We start from the raw sequence: 15,285 nt of genomic DNA, 5'->3' as shown, positions 1-15,285 counted from the left end.
GGCCCGCGATCAGGAGGTCGGCAGGATCCCGCGCTCGATCGCGATCGTCACGGCCCTGGTCCGGTCGTCGACCCCGAGCTTGGCGAAGACCCGCAGCAGGTGGGTCTTCACGGTCGCCTCGGTGATGAACAGCTCGCGTCCGATCGCGGCGTTCGACAGCCCGCGCGCGACCCCGGCCAGCACCTCGCGCTCGCGGGGCGTCACCCGCTCGATGTCTCCGCCCCGGACCTGCTGCACGAGCCGGAGTGCGACCGAGGGGGACAGCGCGGCCTCGCCCCGGGCCGCGGCCCGCACCCCGGCGACCAGCTGGTCGCGCGGGGTGTCCTTGAGCAGGTAGCCGGTTGCCCCGGCCTCGACGGCCCGCAGGATGTCGGTGTCGGTCTCGTAGGTCGTCAGCACCAGGACGTGCACCCCGGGGAGCTCGGCGACGATGCGCCCGGTCGCGGTGGCTCCGTCCGTGCCCGGCATCCGCAGGTCCATGAGCACGAGGTCGGGACGCAGCGCGGTGGCGAGCGTGACGGCCTCGTCGCCGTCGGCGGCCTCGCCGACGACCTCGATGTCGGGCTCCACGCCGAGCATGCCGACCAGACCCGACCGGACCACCGGGTGGTCGTCGACCACGAGCACGCGGATCCGGGTCACGGGTGGCCTCCAGGGGTCGGGGTCGGTGAGGGCGGTCGGGGGGCATCGGGCCCGGGCACGGCTCCAGATCCGGAGCCGGCAGCGGAGCCAGCCCCGGAGTCAGGTCCAGGTCGGCTACCGGTGCGGGGCCCGTCGACCGGAAGCCGCAGCAGCACCCGCGCCCCGCCGCCGGGTGCGTCGCCGACCTCGACGGACCCGCCCCCGGCGTGCACCCGGTCGCGCATGCCGCGCAGGCCCACGCCCTCGACCGTGCCTGCGGGCAGGCCCCGCCCGTCGTCGACGACCTCGAGCCGCACCTGCGGCCCGTCGCCCGCATCGACCGCGTCGGCCGCCCCGGCAGGGTCGAGTGCGAGGTGCAGGACGACCCGGCGTGCGTGCGCGTGCTTGCGCACGTTGGCCAGCGCCTCCTGCGCGGCACGCAGGAGGACCACCTCGGTGTCCTTCCCGAGCCGTTCGCCCGTGCCCGTCACGTGCCCCACGACCTGCACCTCGACCTGCACGCCCGTCTCCGCCTCGAACCGCCGCGCGAGCCGCCCGAGCGCCTCCACCAGTCCGCCGTCCTGCAAGGCCGCCGGCCCGAAGGCTGCGACGAGCGCACGAGCCTCGGCGAGGTTCTCCCGGGCCACCTGCTCGATCTGCGCGACCCGGTCCAGCGCCTCGGCGGTGCGGTCGGCCTCGAGCTCGGCGGTGACGGTCTGGGCGAGCATCACGACGCTCGTGAAGCCCTGCGCGAGCGTGTCGTGGATCTCCTGGGCGACGCGTGCCCGTTCGGCGAGCACGCCCGCCCCGTGGTGGGTCGCCGCCAGCTCGGCCTGCGCCGCCTCGAGCTGCTCGAGCAGGATCGCCCGCTCCTCGCCGCGCTCGGCGACCTGGGTGAGCCACAGGCCGAGCACGATGCTGAACGCGAGCGCGAGCGCGAGCTGGGCGACGGTCGTCAGCAGCGCGGCGGGTCCGCCGTCGGTCTGCACGAGCACGGGCACGGCGACGCCCGCCGTGAGCAGGGTGACCAGCCAGACCCCGATCCGACGGTTCTCCGCGAGGTACCAGATCTGGGAGTACGCGACGAACAGCAGCACCTGCCCCTGGTCGGCCAGCGCGACGACAGTGACGGTCACGACGATGAGCACCGCGAGGTACGCGTCGGCGAGCCGACGATCGCCGCGTCGCGCGCCGCGGCGGCCGAGCAGCGTGTAGGCCGCGACGAGCACCGCGAACGCGAGGGCCAGCGGCACCGGTGGAACACCACGCGGGTCGGCGAACGCCGCGACCGCCGCGAGGGCGGTCATCGCGTAGAACGCGACGTCCCACCCTTGCAGCGACCGCTCCCAGAAGTCGGCGCGTGCCGAGGGGGTCTCAGCCGTCGTCACGGCGCTGCCACCGGAACGTCTTGACGCCCACCACGAGCCCGACGACGAGCCACACGGTCAGCACGATCGCGGTCTGCGGGTGCTGCCACGAGCCCGAGACCTCCCACGCCTCGGCCTGCTCGGGCAGGAACACCGAGCGCATGCCCTGCGCCATCCACTTGAGCGGGAACAGCGACGCCACCTGCTGCATCCACGTCGGCAGCTGGTCGTACTGGAAGAAGACCCCGGAGATGAATTGCAGCACGAGGACCACCGGGGTGACGACCGCGCTCGCGGCCCGGCCGGACCGGGGTACGGAGGAGAAGGCGACGCCGCACACCGACCCGGTCGCCGTGCCCAGGGCGAACACCCAGGCGAACGTCGCCCACGCCTGCGTGGTCGACGGCATCGGCACGCCGAACACGACGGCCGCGACCACGAGCAGCAGCGCTGTCTGGACGAGCGAGCTGACGAGCACCTGCCCGACCTTGCCCAGGAAGTAGGCGGCAGGGGGCATCGGCGTGCCGCGCAACCGCTTGAGCGAACCCTCGTCCCGTTCGACGGCGATCGAGATCGCGAGGTTCTGGAAGCTGGACAGCATGACGCCGGTGGCGACCATGCCCGGCAGGAAGTACTGCGAGAACGGGATCGCCGGGTCGCCGACCGTCGCCCCGTCCCTGCCGAACACCGTCGCGAAGATCGCGAGCATGATGACCGGGTACGCGAAGATGAACACGACGGCGTCGCGCTCGCGGAAGTAGAGCCGCAGCTCGTGCACGGTGCGGGCGGCAGCGAGCCGCAGCACCCCGGGCAGCCGGTTCGGGCCGCCGGTACCCGCCCCGCCGTGGCGGGCCGGTGTGAGCGTCGTGGTCATCGGACCGCCTCCGTCGTGTCGACCCGTCCGGAGGCGGGGTCGGTCGGACCGGGGGATCCGGTGGGGCTGCCCTCGGTCGCAGGGTCGTGCCGACCGGCCGGGTGCTCCCCGTCGGCGTCGGCGATCAGCCCGAGGTACACGTCCTCGAGGGTCGGCCGCAGCACCTGCAGCCCCGGCACCTCACCGTCGAAGGTCGCGGCCAGCGCGGCCACCGCGCGGGTCGGGCTGCTCGTGCGCTCCTCGCGCACCTGCCCGTCCTGGGTCCAGCGCACCACGGTGAGCCGGGCGTCGCGCCCACCGAGCTCCTGCGGGCTGCCCAGGGCGACGACCTGCCCGTCGCGCACCACGGCGACGCGGTCGGCCAGCCGCTCGGCCTCGTCCAGGTAGTGCGTGGTCAGCAGGATCGACGTCCCCTCGTCGCGGAGCGCCTCGATGAGGTCCCAGAACGAGCGTCGTGCCTGCGGGTCGAACCCGGTGGTCGGTTCGTCGAGGAACAGCAGCTCGGGGCCGCCGATGATGCCGAGGGCCACGTCGAGGCGCCGCCGCTGCCCGCCGGACAGCTGCCGCACCCGGGTGCCGGTCTTCTCCCGCAGACCGACCGCGTCGATCACCTGCTCGGGGTCGCGCGGGCGGGGGTAGTACAGGGCGAAGTGGTGGACAAGCTCGGCGACGGTGGCCTCGGCCAGGTCGTTCGCACTCTGCAGCACGACGCCGATCCGGGACCGCCAGGCGCGATCCGCGGTCTGCGGGTCCTGGCCGAGCACCCGCACGTGCCCCTCGTCGCGGTGCCGGTACCCCTCGAGGATCTCGACCGTCGTGGTCTTGCCGGCGCCGTTGGGACCCAGGATCGAGAAGATCTCGCCCCGGTGGACCGTCAGGTCGAGACCGTCGACGGCCTGCTTGGTGCCGTAGCGCTTGCGCAGGCCGCGGACGTCGACCGCGGGTGCGTCAGCCTGGGTGGTGGTCATGCCCCCAGCCTGGCCCTGTCGCCCGCACCCGCGCGAGGGCCGACCGACGGCTACGGCCGTCCACCGATCGGTGGACGGCCGCGTCGGTCCTCACGGGCGTGCGAGGCGGTCGGGGTGCCCTGACCTCACTCGGCCTCGGCCAGCAGGCGCTGGATGCGGGCCACGCCCTCGACCAGGTCCTCGTCGCCCAGCGCGTACGACAGGCGCAGGTACCCGCTGGGCCCGAAGGCCTCGCCGGGCACGACCGCCACCTCGGCCTGCTCGAGGATGAGCGCGGCGAGCTCGGCCGACGTGGTCGGGGTGACGCCTCGGATCGTCCGCCCCAGCACGCCCTCGACCGACGGGTAGGCGTAGAACGCGCCCTGCGGCGCAGGGCAGACGACCCCGTCGATCGCCGAGAGCATCTCGACCATGGTGCGCCGACGACGGTCGAACGCGGTGCGCATCTCGTGCACCGCGGCCAGGTCGCCGCTCAGCGCGGCGATCGCGGCCCGCTGCGAGACGTTGGCGACGTTCGAGGTCAGGTGCGACTGGAAGTTCGTCGCCGCCTTGATGACGTCGCTCGGCCCGATCATCCAGCCCACGCGCCAGCCGGTCATCGCGTAGGTCTTGGCGACGCCGTTGAGCACGATCGTCGTGTCGGCCAGCTCGGGCACGGCGCGCACGATCGGCGTGAACACGGCGTCGTCGTAGGTGAGGTGCTCGTAGATCTCGTCGGTGATGACCCAGATGCCGTGCTCGAGCGCCCAGCGGCCGATCTGCTCGGTCTGCTCGGGGGAGTACACCGCACCGGTCGGGTTGGACGGGGAGTTGAACAGCAGCACCTTGGTCCGGGGGGTCCGTGCGGCCTCGAGCTGCTCGACCGTGACCAGGTAGCCCTGGTCGACGCCGGCGAAGACCTCGACGGGCACGCCGCCGGCCAGCCGGATCGCCTCGGGGTAGGTCGTCCAGTACGGCGCGGGCAGCAGCACCTCGTCGCCGGGGTCGACGAGTGCGGCGAACGCCTGGAACACGGCCTGCTTGCCGCCGTTGGTGACGAGCACGGACGCCGGGTCGACCGCGTAGCCGGAGTCCCGCAGCGTCTTGGCGGCGATGGCCTCCTTGAGCGCGGGCAGCCCGGCGGCCGGTGTGTACCGGTGGTTCGCCGGGTCCTGCGCGGCGGCGACCGCGGCGGCGACGATCGGGGCGGGCGTCGGGAAGTCCGGCTCGCCGGCGCCGAAGCCGATGACCGGCCGGCCGGCGGCCTTCAGCGCCTTCGCCTTCGCGTCGACGGCCAGCGTCGCCGACGGGGCGATCGCGGCCAGGCGCGCCGAGACGCGGGGGCGGACGGAGGACGAGGTCGATGCGTGCTCGCTCACCGGTCCATACTGGCAGAGGTGCACCACGGGTCGCGGGGCGTGTCCGTCGTCCGTCCGGCACAGGTCTGGCGTCGTCCCGTCGTAGGTCTGTCGTCCGGTTCGACCTCGGTCCTCGTGTCGCGTACAGTGGGCGCCCGGCGGTTGACGTCCGCCATGATCGGTCGTGCCCCGGCGCGTCCGGCATGGTGGTGGAGCCGTCGTAGGGCAGTGGCGCAATTGGTAGCGCAGCGGTCTCCAAAACCGCAGGTTGCAGGTTCGAGTCCTGTCTGCCCTGCGCACGCGACCCCGTTCCGGTGACCGGAGCGGGGTGTGTGAGCAGGACCGCCGGCCGGTCCGGCGCCTCGCGTCGGTCCAGACGGTGTCATGGCACACCACTGAGGACACACGACGAGACGTAGGGGCCAGACGTGAGCGATACCGCAGCGGCGGCAGCGTCCGACGCCGAGGGTTCGGCGGCTGGCGCCCTCGCGCCCAAGGGCGCCGGCAAGGACGAGAAGAAGCGCGGCCTCGGCGGGCGCATCGCCCTGTTCGTGCGTCAGGTCGTCGCCGAGCTGAAGAAGGTCGTCCGCCCGACGCGTTCGGAGCTGGTGACCTACACCTCGGTGGTGCTCGTGTTCGTCGCGGTGGTCATGGCGTTCGTCACCGTGGTGGACCTCGGCATCGGCCAGCTGACGCTCTGGGCGTTCGGCGGCTGATCCGTCGCCACCGGCGGCCGGGGTCGACCCCGCCACGCCACCGCCGCTGACCGCGGTCCGCACAGCACGCCAAACGAGGAAGCAGGTTCGCCCGTGTCGCAGGAGTCGCAGGAGCCCACCGTGGGCGCCGAGATCGAGCTCGAGGACGCCGTCGCGTCGGTCGAGGCCGTCGAGGCACCCGTCGTCGAGGGCACCGACGCCGATGTCGACGAGGTCGGCGCGGAGCCGGCGGACGAGTCGTCCGTGGACGAGGACGCCGAGACCGGCGACGAGGACGGCTCCGACGAGGAGGGCACCGACGAGGAGCCCGAGACCGACGAGGACGGCGCGGTCGAGACCGCCGACGTCCTGGACGACCCCGACGAGGACCCGGTCGCCGCGTTCAAGGCCCAGCTGCGTCGTCAGCCCGGCGACTGGTACGTCATCCACTCGTACGCCGGCTACGAGAACCGCGTGAAGGCGAACCTCGAGAACCGCACGCAGAGCCTCAACATGGAGGACTTCATCTACCAGGTGGAGGTCCCCATGGAGGAGGTCGTGGAGATCAAGAACGCGCAGCGCAAGGTCGTCAAGCGCGTCCGTATCCCCGGCTACGTCCTCGTGCGCATGGACCTGACCGACGAGTCGTGGGGCGCCGTCCGGCACACGCCGGGCGTCACCGGCTTCGTCGGCCACACCCACCAGCCGGTGCCGCTCACGCTCGACGAGGTCTTCTCGATGCTCGCCTCGTCGCTGCAGCCGAAGGCCGCGGCCGCCGCGGCCGGTGGGGCCTCCAAGTCCGCCCCGGCCGTCGAGGTCGACTTCACGGTCGGCGAGTCGGTCACCGTCACCGACGGCCCCTTCGACACCCTGCCGGCGACGATCTCGGAGATCAACGCCGAGAGCCAGAAGCTCAAGGTGCTCGTCTCGATCTTCGGCCGGGAGACCCCGGTCGAGCTCTCGTTCAGCCAGGTCGCCAAGATCTGATCCCACGCCGGACGGCAGCACTGCAACCGGGTCATCGCCCACGGCGTCGGCCCACGACACGAACGGAAGGCACATGCCCCCGAAGAAGAAGGTCACCGGCCTGATCAAGCTCCAGATCAAGGCCGGCGCGGCCACCCCCGCGCCGCCGATCGGTCCGGCGCTCGGTCAGCACGGCGTCAACATCATGGAGTTCTGCAAGGCCTACAACGCGGCGACGGAAGCCCAGCGCGGCAACGTCATCCCCGTCGAGATCACGGTGTACGAGGACCGCTCGTTCACCTTCATCACGAAGACGCCGCCGGCCGCCGAGCTCATCAAGAAGGCCGCCGGTGTGGCCAAGGGCTCCCCGACGCCGCACACGGTGAAGGTCGCCAAGCTCACCGCCGCGCAGGTCACCGAGATCGCGAGCACCAAGCTCGAGGACCTCAACGCGAACGACATCGCGGCCGCCGAGAAGATCATCGCCGGCACCGCCCGGTCGATGGGCATCACCGTCGAGGGCTGACCCAGCCGCACGACACCGCCGCGGCACGTCACCCGACGTGCCGCGGCTCCGCAAGGAACCACCAGTGGCAGGGCCCGCGTGCGGCCCGACGACCACGACTGCTGATCAAGGAGAACGAGCAGATGGCACAGCACAGCAAGGCGTACCGCACCGCCGCCGAGAAGATCGAGGCCGGCCGGCTGTACTCGCCCCTCGAGGCCGTCCGCCTGGCCCAGGCGACGTCCACGACCACGTACGACGCGACCGTCGAGGTGGCCTTCCGCCTCGGTGTCGACCCGCGCAAGTCGGACCAGATGGTCCGTGGCACGGTCAACCTGCCTCACGGCACCGGCAAGACCGCCCGCGTCATCGTCTTCGCGACGGGTGAGCGCGCCGAGCAGGCCCGCGCCGCGGGTGCCGACGAGGTCGGTGGCGACGAGCTCATCGAGAAGGTCGCGGCCGGCTACACCGACTTCGACTCCGCCGTCGCGACGCCGGACCTCATGGGCAAGGTCGGTCGACTGGGCAAGGTCCTGGGCCCGCGCGGTCTCATGCCGAACCCGAAGACCGGCACCGTGACGATGGACGTGGCCAAGGCCGTCGCCGACATCAAGGGTGGCAAGATCGAGTTCCGCGTCGACAAGCACGCGAACCTGCACTTCATCATCGGCAAGACCTCCTTCTCGGACACCTCGCTGGTGGAGAACTACGCCGCCGCGCTCGACGAGGTCCTGCGTCTGAAGCCGTCCGCCTCGAAGGGTCGCTACATCACCAAGGCGACGTTCTCGACGACGAACGGCCCCGGCATCCTCGTCGACCAGAACAAGACGCGGAACCTGACGGAGGACGAGGCCTGACGGTGACCGTCGACCTCGCCGCCTGAGCGGCACGCTGGACGACGAAGGCCCGGACCCCCGAGGGGGTCCGGGCCTTCGTCCGTGCCGTACGCCATGCGTACCGGGCCCAGGGTCAGCCGGTCACCACGGCAGCCACTGGGTCACGCACGTGCCGTCGATGCTGTCGCACACGAGCCGCAGCGGCCCCTGGGGACGCACGTCGATCCGGAAGTAGCCGACGGCGTCGGTCTCCAGGGTCGTGACCACGGCGTCGGGGGACTGCAGGCTGATCCGGCCGGGTCGCGGCGGGATCAGCTGCCCCTCGATGGAGGTCGCCTCGACCTCCACCTCGACGCCCAGGTCGTTGCCCTGGAAGGCCAGGACCCGCGAGCTGCCGCCCGTGCGGTCCCGGACGCCGGAAGCCTGCGGACTCTCGCTCGAGTCGTACACGAGCGAGAGCAGCAGGAGGTCCAGGTCGAGGTCCTCCCGTGCGGCGAGCATGCCGCGGTGCGCCCGGAAGGCCGTCTGCGCGCTGCCGACCACCCGCTCGTACAGCGGGCCGTCCGCCAGCGCCGCAGCGAGGTCCTCGCCGAGGTGGTCGTCGTCCGCCCAGCGGACGCCGGTGCTCCGATCGGTGCCGTCGGCTCCGTCAGTCGAGTGCCAGGACACTGTCGCCCCCTTCCCCGAACGCGGCGTGGGCGTTCGCCGCGAGGTAGTTCTTGATGGCTGGGGTCTGTCGAAGGCGGGCGAGCCCGCGACCCCGGGTCGGTCCGATCGAGCCGATGGGGATCCCCAGTCGTGCGGAGATCTCCTGGTAGCTGAGCGGTGGATCGGTGGCGAGCATGAGCAGCAGCTCGCGTTGGTGGTCGGGCAGCTGGGCGAGCCCCTCGCGCAGCGCGCGGTAGCGCTCGACCTGGTCCATGCCCTCGTCGAGGTCCTGGTGCACGCCGACGTCCAGGCTGCCCGTCTGCGGGTCCACCGGGACCGACCGCTTGTTGCGGTTGGTCATCCGGATGCACTCGTGGCGGGCGGTCGTCGAGATCCAGCCGGGCAGTGCCGCCGGGTCCCGGAGCCGGTCCAGGTTCTCCAGCAGGTTCAGCCAGACCGTCTGCGCGACGTCCTCCGCGTGCTCCGGCGCGAGCCGGAACTGGCGGATCTGCGCGAGCACCGCCGGCACGTGCCGGCGGACGATCTCGTTCCACGCGCCTTCGTCCCCTGTGAGCGCCCCCGCGACCAGGGCGGTGGTGCCCCAGCCCCGGTAGGGGTCGTCGACATCGGTGACGTCCACGACCCACCCCCTCTCGCTCGTCGTGACGTGCCCGTGGCGGCCATCATCCCGCCCCACGAGCACGGTGTCAGCCATGATCACAGCCCAGGGAGGATGCTCATGGCCTGCCCGAAGTCGGGAACGGGCACACCCGCGGCGAGCAGCCGCGTGTAGGCCTCCCGCGGCGACAGGCCGTGCTCCTGCACGAGTCGTGCGACACCGCCGGCGATCTGCGGGGCTGCGAACGAGGTGCCGCTCCACCGGGCGAAGGCGTCCTCCCCGAACGTGTCGGGCTCGGACGTGTACTCGTACGACTCGCTGCCCTCGACGAACGTGGACAGGACGCCCTCGCCGACGGTCGAGCAGTCGACCCAGAACCCGCGGCTCGACCACGTGGTCGGCTTGAGGTTCGCGGAGACCGCACCGACGGAGACGACGCGGCGGAAGGCCGCGGGCCACGTGGGTGTCGTGTCGCCGTAGTTGCCGGCGGCGCACACGACGAGCACCTCCTCGCCTCGCTCGGCCTCGATCTCGCCGACCACCTCGAGCGCGGCCGCGATCGCCAGCGAGGGCTGGTCGTACCGGGTGTGCGACCCGAGCGACAGGTTGACGATCTGCGCGCCCTCCCGGACGGCTCGCACGAGTGCGCATGCGACCTCGAGCTCACTGCCCGCACCGCCGCCGCGCAACGCGCGGAAGACGGAGATGTCGGCGCCTGGGGCGACCTGCGCGACGATCCCTGCCGCGAACGTGCCGTGCCCGGCGGCGAAGTCGAGGAACCCGTCCGGCGGGTCGTTGTCGAGCAGGTCGATGTTCGACTCGTTGGCGTGCGTGGCCGGGTCGTCCCGGTAGCGCACGACGCCGTTCAGCCAGCCGTCGCCGCGGAGCTTGCCGTCGATCCCGGTGTCGATGACGGCGACCTTGGCGGCCTGGCCGCTGCCGTCCCGCCCGAACGCGGGGTAGTCGGCGAAGGCGCCGAGCGGTTCGCCGAGGGCCGGCCCGCCGAGGTTCTTGATGATGGGGGACATCGGGGTGACGTGCGTGAGGGAGGCCGCGAACCCACGGGCGCGCAGCTCGGCCACGGTGTCGTCGAGCCGCTCGAGCTCGACGGGGTTGTCGGGGTCGTCGGTGACCAGCCTGGTCAGGCGCGACTCGAGCTCGGGGCACCCCAGCTCGGCCTCCCGCAGCCCGCGTCGCAGCAGGTACTCGCGGGCGCCGCGGTGCGCCCACGTGCGGTCGGTGATGAGCACCTCGCCGTCGACGAGCAGCACGTCGACGCCGCCGGTCCCGGCGATCCAGCCGAGCTGGCGGTCGCGCCGCTCCTGGTACCGGCTGGAGATGGCCCTGCTCAGCTCGCGCTGCACGCCCGGGTTCGACCTGCTGACCCGCAGGTCGGTCACCTGCTGCTGCACGCGTTGATAGGTGCGCGAGCTCGGGCGCCCCTCGGCCAGGTCGCGGTAGTCGTCCCCGAAGGGTGCTCCCTCGCGCCCGACGTCGCCGGTTGTCGTCACGTCTGCTCCTGTTCGTCGGCCTAAGATCCGCTGTGTGTCGGACGGGTCCCCACCCGACCGACCCCTGGCGGGGGGCCGGTCCACCTCTTCAGAGCGCCCAGAGTCGCTCCTGATACACGCGCGCCTACTTTTCGACACGGTCGGAGCCGATCCGCGTCGGGGGGAGCAGCTCGCCCAGGAGGCCGTCGTGGCCAGCCGGGCTGCGGGGGACCTGCGCGCGCTGGCTTGGTCGCTGCGTGCGCTCGCCTGGGCGCACCGGTCCCGCTGGGACCACGGCACGGCCGATCGGCTGCTGGCGGAGGCGCTGCGCCTGGGTCGGCGCTCGGGCGACGGGCTCCTCGTGGTGCACGTGCGCATGACCCGGCATGCCGTCCGGCAGGAGATGGGTCGTGCGGCCGCCGCCCGCCGGGACCTCGACGCGGCCCTCGAGGCGCTCGTGGACGCCCCCGAGGGCGAGGAGCGCAGCCTCGCGGCGGCCCGCATCCGCATGCAGCAGGCGACGTCGGACGCCAATGCCGGCCGTATGGAGAGGGCCGAGCCGCGGCTGCGCGAGCTCGCGCGCGACCCGTGGCTCACCGACACCGACCGGTACAAGCTGTTGAACAACCTCGGGTTCGTCATCGCGCACCGCGGCGCGTACGACGAGGCCCTGGAGTGGGTCGAGCAGGCCGTGGAGGTCGCGGCACGGCTGGGGCCGGCGGCGCTGGCCCCGGTGCTGCAGAGCCGCGCGTGGATCCGGGTGCAGTCCGGTCGGCTCGCGCTCGGGCTGCGCGACTTCGACGAGGCGGCCCGCGTGTACGCCGACGCCGGCCTGCCGCTGGGGGAGTACTACGCGGAGTACGCCGACACGATGGCCGACCTGCGCCTGCTCCCGGAGGCGTCCACGGCGGCGCGGCGTGCCGTCGAGGAGTTCGAGGCCGCGCACGTGCCGTTCATGGGGGCCGAGGCACGGCTGCGCCTCGCGCAGATCTCGCTGCTCGAGGGTGACCTGGAGGCCGCGCGAGTGACGGCCGAGACGGCCGTCGCCGCGCTCGACCGGCAACGTCGGGGGGCGTGGCGCGACCGGGCTCTGCTCGTGGGCGTCGAGGCCCGGCGGCTGGCGGGGGAGGCCACGGCGACGGAGCTCGCGGCGGTCCGTCGCGCGGCGGCCCGGCTCGAGCGCGGCGGGAACCTGCCGGGCGCCGTGCAGGCCCACCTGGTGGCCGGTCGGCTCGCCATGGCGGAGGACCGTCGCGAGGTCGCGCTCACCGAGCTCGGCCGGGCGGGTCGGCTGGCCTCGGGCGGGGCCGTGCTCGTGCGGGTGCGCGGGCGACTGGCCGTCGCCCTGGCCGCCCGGGTGGCCGACCGCCACACCGACGTGCTCGCGGCCTGCCGGGCAGGGCTGCGCGATCTGGCGGGCCACCGGGCGAGCCTGCCGACGATGGAGCTGCGCGCCCTGGCCTCCGGGCACGGTGCCGAGCTCGGCGAGCTCGGTCTGGGCGTCGTGCTGCGGCAGAGCTCGCCCGCCCGGGTGCTGGAGTGGATGGAGCGCACGCGCGCCGCAGCCCTGCTCACCCGGGTCCCTGCCGAGCCGACCACGAGCCCGCGGGCCCGGGATCGACGCCAGCGGCTCGCGAGCGGGTTCGACACGACCACCCGTGCCGGCGCGACGGCGGAGGTCGTGGCGGACGTCGAGGAGCAGGTCCGGGAGAGGGCGTCGTCCTGGACGAGGGATGTCGTCCAGGACGAGCGCGGCGTCGAGCGTGCGCAGGTCTTCGGCCTGGGCCCGCTGCGCGACGCGCTGGGCGACCGCGTGCTCGTCGAGTACGGACGGCACGGGGGACGCCTCGTGGCGGTGGTCGTGCGGCGCTCGCGCAGCCGGGTCGTCGAGCTCGGGCAGGAGGCCGAGGTCGACGACCAGCTCCGTGCCCTGTTCTTCGCCCTGCGTCGGTTGGCCAACCCGCGGGCGTCGGCCTCGTCGGACGCGGCACGCGCGAGCGCCGACCTGCGTGTCGACGAGCTGCACCGCATGCTGGTCGCGCCGCTCGGGCTGCGGCCGGACGACGAGCTCGTGGTGGTGCCCGCCGGGCTGCTGCACGGTGTGCCGTGGTCGGCCCTGCACGAGGGGCCGGTGGCGATGGCGCCGTCGGCGACGCTGTGGGCGCGTACGGCCGAGGCCGCGACGGTCCGGGATGGCGGCACGGTCCTGGTCGCGGGCCCGGAGCTGGACGGTGCGCGGGAGGAGGTCGACGCGCTCGCGGCCCTGCACCCCGCCGCGACGGTGCTGGGGCCGCAGGAGAGCACCGCCGAGGTCGTCCTCGGGGCGCTCGCCGAGGCCGACCTGGGGCACCTGGCGTGCCACGGCGCCCTGCGCGCGGACAACCCGATGTTCTCCTCGCTGGCGCTCGCGGACGGCCCGGTCACCGTGCAGGAGCTGCACGCGGCGGGCGCGGCCCCGCGGCGCCTCGTGCTGGCGTCGTGCCACGGCGGGGCGGACGTCGCGTACGCGGGTGGCGAGGTGCTGGGCCTGGTGAGCGCGATGCTGGCCCAGGGCACGCAGGGCGTCGTGGCGAGCATCGCCGCGATCCCGGACGTCGAGGCGGTGGACCTCATGGTGGGTCTGCACCGCCGGTTGCGGTCGGGGGACACGCTGGCCCACGCCCTGCACGCGGCTCGCGCGGGCATCGACCGGCAGACGCCGGGCGGCTACGTCAACTGGTGCACCTTCGGCGCCCACGGGGCTGCCTGACCGCCGTCGCCCGCTCCGGCGTGCTCGGGACGGGTGCGCCCCTGGATTTGGCCGCCCGGGGCCCGTGCCGTAGCCTTGTCCCGCCCAAGACCGCCGGTCGTCGACATGGTTCCGGACGCGCAGCGCCCAGGACCCGTCGCCCGAAGTCCCGCAGCAGCGGAGGCCAGCGCAGGCGAGAGTTCACGTACGGCCGTCCGTTCCTCACGAACGGTGTGTCACCGAGAGCCCCGCGCCTGCGCCGGGGCTCTTTCTGCGTCCGGGACCAGGGATGACCGGTGGCACCACCATCGGAAGGATTGCCATGGCGAGGCCGGACAAGGCAGCCGCTGTCGCAGAGCTCACGGACCTGTTCCGTGGGTCGAACGCGGCCGTGCTGACCGAGTACCGCGGGCTCACCGTCGCGCAGCTGAAGTCGCTGCGCAAGGCGCTCGGCGGGAACGCAACCTACGCCGTGGTGAAGAACACGCTGACCGCGATCGCGGCCAAGGAAGCCGGCCTCGAGGGCCTCGACGACGCGCTTGCAGGCCCGTCGGCGATCGCCTTCGTCTCTGGTGACCCGGTCGAGGCCGCCAAGGGTCTGCGTGACTTCGCCAAGGCGAACCCCGCACTGGTCATCAAGGGCGGTGTCCTCGAAGGACGCGCCCTGACCGCTGCGGACATCACCAAGCTCGCGGACCTCGAGTCCCGTGAGGTCCTCCTGGCCAAGGCGGCCGGTGCGATGAAGGCCAAGCTCTACCAGGCTGCCTACGTCTTCACCGCGAACACCGCTCAGGCTGCTCGTGTCATCGATGCCCTGCGCCTGAAGCAGGAATCGGAAGTCGCTGCTGCCTGACCCGGTGCGGCCCCCCGGGCCGTCCTGGTCGCGCGACGCGACACCCCCCACACCCTGCTTCGGCGGACCCGCTGACCGGGCCGACCGAGCACCGAAGAAAGGAACGCCATCATGGCGAAGCTCAGCACCGAAGAGCTCATCGAGCAGTTCAAGGGCCTCACCCTCATCGAGCTCTCCGAGTTCGTGAAGGCGTTCGAGGACGTCTTCGAGGTCACCGCCGCCGCCCCCGTCGCCGTGGCCGCCCCGGCCGGTGCCGGTGCCGGTGCCGAGGCCGAGGTCGAGGAGGAGAAGGACTCGTTCGACGTCGTTCTCGAGGCCGCCGGCGAGAAGAAGATCCAGGTCATCAAGGAGGTGCGCGCCCTCACCTCCCTCGGTCTGAAGGAGGCCAAGGACCTCGTCGACGCCGCCCCCAAGGCCGTCCTGGAGGGTGTCAACAAGGACGCCGCCGAGAAGGCCAAGGCCGCTCTCGAGGGCGCTGGCGCCACGGTCACCCTCAAGTGATCTCACCGGTCCCGTCCTGACGGGGCCGGCGGCTGTGCACGAAGGCCCGTACCCCCTCCGGGGTGCGGGCCTTCGTCGTGGTCTGTGGACCCGACTTCCTCGGTGTCGGTGGCGTGTGCCACCATGTGCGCGGCGACGAGGTAGTCGTCCGGACGGGAGGGCAGCCCGTCAGAACACATCGGCACCACCCGGCGGGGTCCGCGGGGTGTCGGTGCTGAGTACGTGTGCTGGACTTTGCTGCGCGCCTCGACTACGCTAGCGCTTTGCGCTGGCCTGT

Annotated in this window: 15 protein-coding genes and 1 tRNA gene; 8 read left to right on the top strand and 8 right to left on the bottom strand. The window is 72.9% G+C overall.

The genetic code is table 11. From position 1 onward, the window contains the following. Positions 1-9: 9 nt before the first annotated feature. From BKA22_RS03610 to BKA22_RS03590, 5 genes are all read right to left on the bottom strand, one after another. Positions 10-642, bottom strand: a complete 633-nt coding sequence (locus BKA22_RS03610; protein WP_223203408.1) for a response regulator — start codon at positions 640-642, stop codon at positions 10-12. After that, positions 639-2,009, bottom strand: coding sequence for a sensor histidine kinase (locus BKA22_RS03605; protein ID WP_223203407.1), 1,371 nt, complete (start codon positions 2,007-2,009; stop codon positions 639-641). Before BKA22_RS03605 ends, BKA22_RS03610 begins: the two co-directional genes overlap by 4 nt. Continuing rightward, positions 1,996-2,862, bottom strand: a complete 867-nt coding sequence (locus BKA22_RS03600) for an ABC transporter permease (RefSeq protein ID WP_146951492.1) — start codon at positions 2,860-2,862, stop codon at positions 1,996-1,998. Before BKA22_RS03600 ends, BKA22_RS03605 begins: the two co-directional genes overlap by 14 nt. Beyond that, positions 2,859-3,830 carry an ABC transporter ATP-binding protein gene (locus tag BKA22_RS03595; protein ID WP_146951491.1) on the bottom strand — a complete coding sequence of 324 codons (972 nt, stop codon included), beginning with the start codon at positions 3,828-3,830 and terminating at the stop codon, positions 2,859-2,861. Before BKA22_RS03595 ends, BKA22_RS03600 begins: the two co-directional genes overlap by 4 nt. A 125-nt stretch (positions 3,831-3,955) precedes the next feature. Continuing rightward, complete coding sequence (locus BKA22_RS03590; protein ID WP_179561625.1) at positions 3,956-5,188, bottom strand: pyridoxal phosphate-dependent aminotransferase; 1,233 nt, start codon at positions 5,186-5,188, stop codon at positions 3,956-3,958. Between the two features lie 201 nt (positions 5,189-5,389). Here BKA22_RS03590 and BKA22_RS03585 point away from each other — a divergent pair. From BKA22_RS03585 to rplA, 5 genes are all read left to right on the top strand, one after another. Continuing rightward, positions 5,390-5,462: transfer RNA gene (locus BKA22_RS03585), tRNA-Trp, on the top strand. A 133-nt stretch (positions 5,463-5,595) separates the two neighbouring features. Beyond that, positions 5,596-5,883 carry a preprotein translocase subunit SecE gene (secE, locus tag BKA22_RS19575; protein WP_146951490.1) on the top strand — a complete coding sequence of 96 codons (288 nt, stop codon included), beginning with the start codon at positions 5,596-5,598 and terminating at the stop codon, positions 5,881-5,883. Positions 5,884-5,976: 93 nt separating this feature from the next. After that, entirely contained in the window at positions 5,977-6,849 is an 873-nt protein-coding gene (gene nusG / locus BKA22_RS03575; protein WP_146951489.1) for a transcription termination/antitermination protein NusG, read from the top strand. A 73-nt stretch (positions 6,850-6,922) separates the two neighbouring features. Beyond that, on the top strand, positions 6,923-7,354 hold the full coding sequence (gene rplK / locus BKA22_RS03570) for a 50S ribosomal protein L11 (RefSeq protein WP_146951488.1): 432 nt from the start codon (positions 6,923-6,925) through the stop codon (positions 7,352-7,354). Positions 7,355-7,476: 122 nt separating this feature from the next. Next, positions 7,477-8,190 (top strand): 50S ribosomal protein L1, encoded by a 714-nt coding sequence (rplA, locus tag BKA22_RS03565; RefSeq protein WP_146951487.1) that lies wholly within the window; start codon positions 7,477-7,479, stop codon positions 8,188-8,190. 120 nt (positions 8,191-8,310) lie between these two features. On the opposite strand, the gene BKA22_RS03560 is transcribed toward rplA, so the two are convergent. Genes BKA22_RS03560 through BKA22_RS03550 form a run of 3 tightly spaced genes read right to left on the bottom strand, consistent with a single transcriptional unit; the run spans position 8,311 to position 10,947 of the window. After that, complete coding sequence (locus tag BKA22_RS03560) at positions 8,311-8,838, bottom strand: hypothetical protein (protein ID WP_146951486.1); 528 nt, start codon at positions 8,836-8,838, stop codon at positions 8,311-8,313. Continuing rightward, on the bottom strand, positions 8,819-9,532 hold the full coding sequence (locus tag BKA22_RS03555; RefSeq protein WP_146951485.1) for an RNA polymerase sigma factor: 714 nt from the start codon (positions 9,530-9,532) through the stop codon (positions 8,819-8,821). Before BKA22_RS03555 ends, BKA22_RS03560 begins: the two co-directional genes overlap by 20 nt. A gap of 2 nt (positions 9,533-9,534) precedes the next feature. After that, positions 9,535-10,947: a S8 family peptidase gene (locus BKA22_RS03550; protein WP_179561624.1), complete on the bottom strand. Its 1,413-nt coding sequence runs from the start codon at positions 10,945-10,947 to the stop codon at positions 9,535-9,537. A gap of 187 nt (positions 10,948-11,134) precedes the next feature. Between BKA22_RS03550 and BKA22_RS20075 the strand changes: the two genes are divergently transcribed. The 3 genes from BKA22_RS20075 to rplL all read left to right on the top strand — a co-directional run bounded on the left by BKA22_RS20075 (position 11,135) and on the right by rplL (position 15,008). Then, positions 11,135-13,675: a CHAT domain-containing protein gene (locus BKA22_RS20075; RefSeq protein WP_179561623.1), complete on the top strand. Its 2,541-nt coding sequence runs from the start codon at positions 11,135-11,137 to the stop codon at positions 13,673-13,675. A gap of 301 nt (positions 13,676-13,976) precedes the next feature. Beyond that, the gene (gene rplJ, locus BKA22_RS03540; protein WP_146951482.1) at positions 13,977-14,507 is read left to right on the top strand and encodes a 50S ribosomal protein L10; all 531 of its coding nucleotides are present in this window, start codon (positions 13,977-13,979) and stop codon (positions 14,505-14,507) included. Positions 14,508-14,618: 111 nt separating this feature from the next. Beyond that, positions 14,619-15,008 carry a 50S ribosomal protein L7/L12 gene (gene rplL, locus BKA22_RS03535; RefSeq protein WP_146951481.1) on the top strand — a complete coding sequence of 130 codons (390 nt, stop codon included), beginning with the start codon at positions 14,619-14,621 and terminating at the stop codon, positions 15,006-15,008. The last annotated feature ends 277 nt before the right edge of the window (positions 15,009-15,285 follow it).

This window comes from Cellulomonas soli (genome assembly GCF_013409305.1).
Taxonomy (GTDB): domain Bacteria; phylum Actinomycetota; class Actinomycetes; order Actinomycetales; family Cellulomonadaceae; genus Cellulomonas; species Cellulomonas soli.
This window is presented reverse-complemented; position numbering and strand designations above follow the sequence as displayed.

Bases quoted from the DNA above. Each gene is read 5' to 3' on its own strand.
- BKA22_RS03600 (WP_146951492.1), bottom strand. From the start codon at position 2,862: ATGACCACGACGCTCACACCGGCCCGCCACGGCGGGGCGGGTACCGGC.
- rplL (WP_146951481.1), top strand. From the start codon at position 14,619: ATGGCGAAGCTCAGCACCGAAGAGCTCATCGAGCAGTTCAAGGGCCTC.
- rplK (WP_146951488.1), top strand. From the start codon at position 6,923: ATGCCCCCGAAGAAGAAGGTCACCGGCCTGATCAAGCTCCAGATCAAG.
- rplJ (WP_146951482.1), top strand. From the start codon at position 13,977: ATGGCGAGGCCGGACAAGGCAGCCGCTGTCGCAGAGCTCACGGACCTG.
- BKA22_RS03595 (WP_146951491.1), bottom strand. From the start codon at position 3,830: ATGACCACCACCCAGGCTGACGCACCCGCGGTCGACGTCCGCGGCCTG.
- rplA (WP_146951487.1), top strand. From the start codon at position 7,477: ATGGCACAGCACAGCAAGGCGTACCGCACCGCCGCCGAGAAGATCGAG.
- BKA22_RS03555 (WP_146951485.1), bottom strand. From the start codon at position 9,532: ATGGCTGACACCGTGCTCGTGGGGCGGGATGATGGCCGCCACGGGCAC.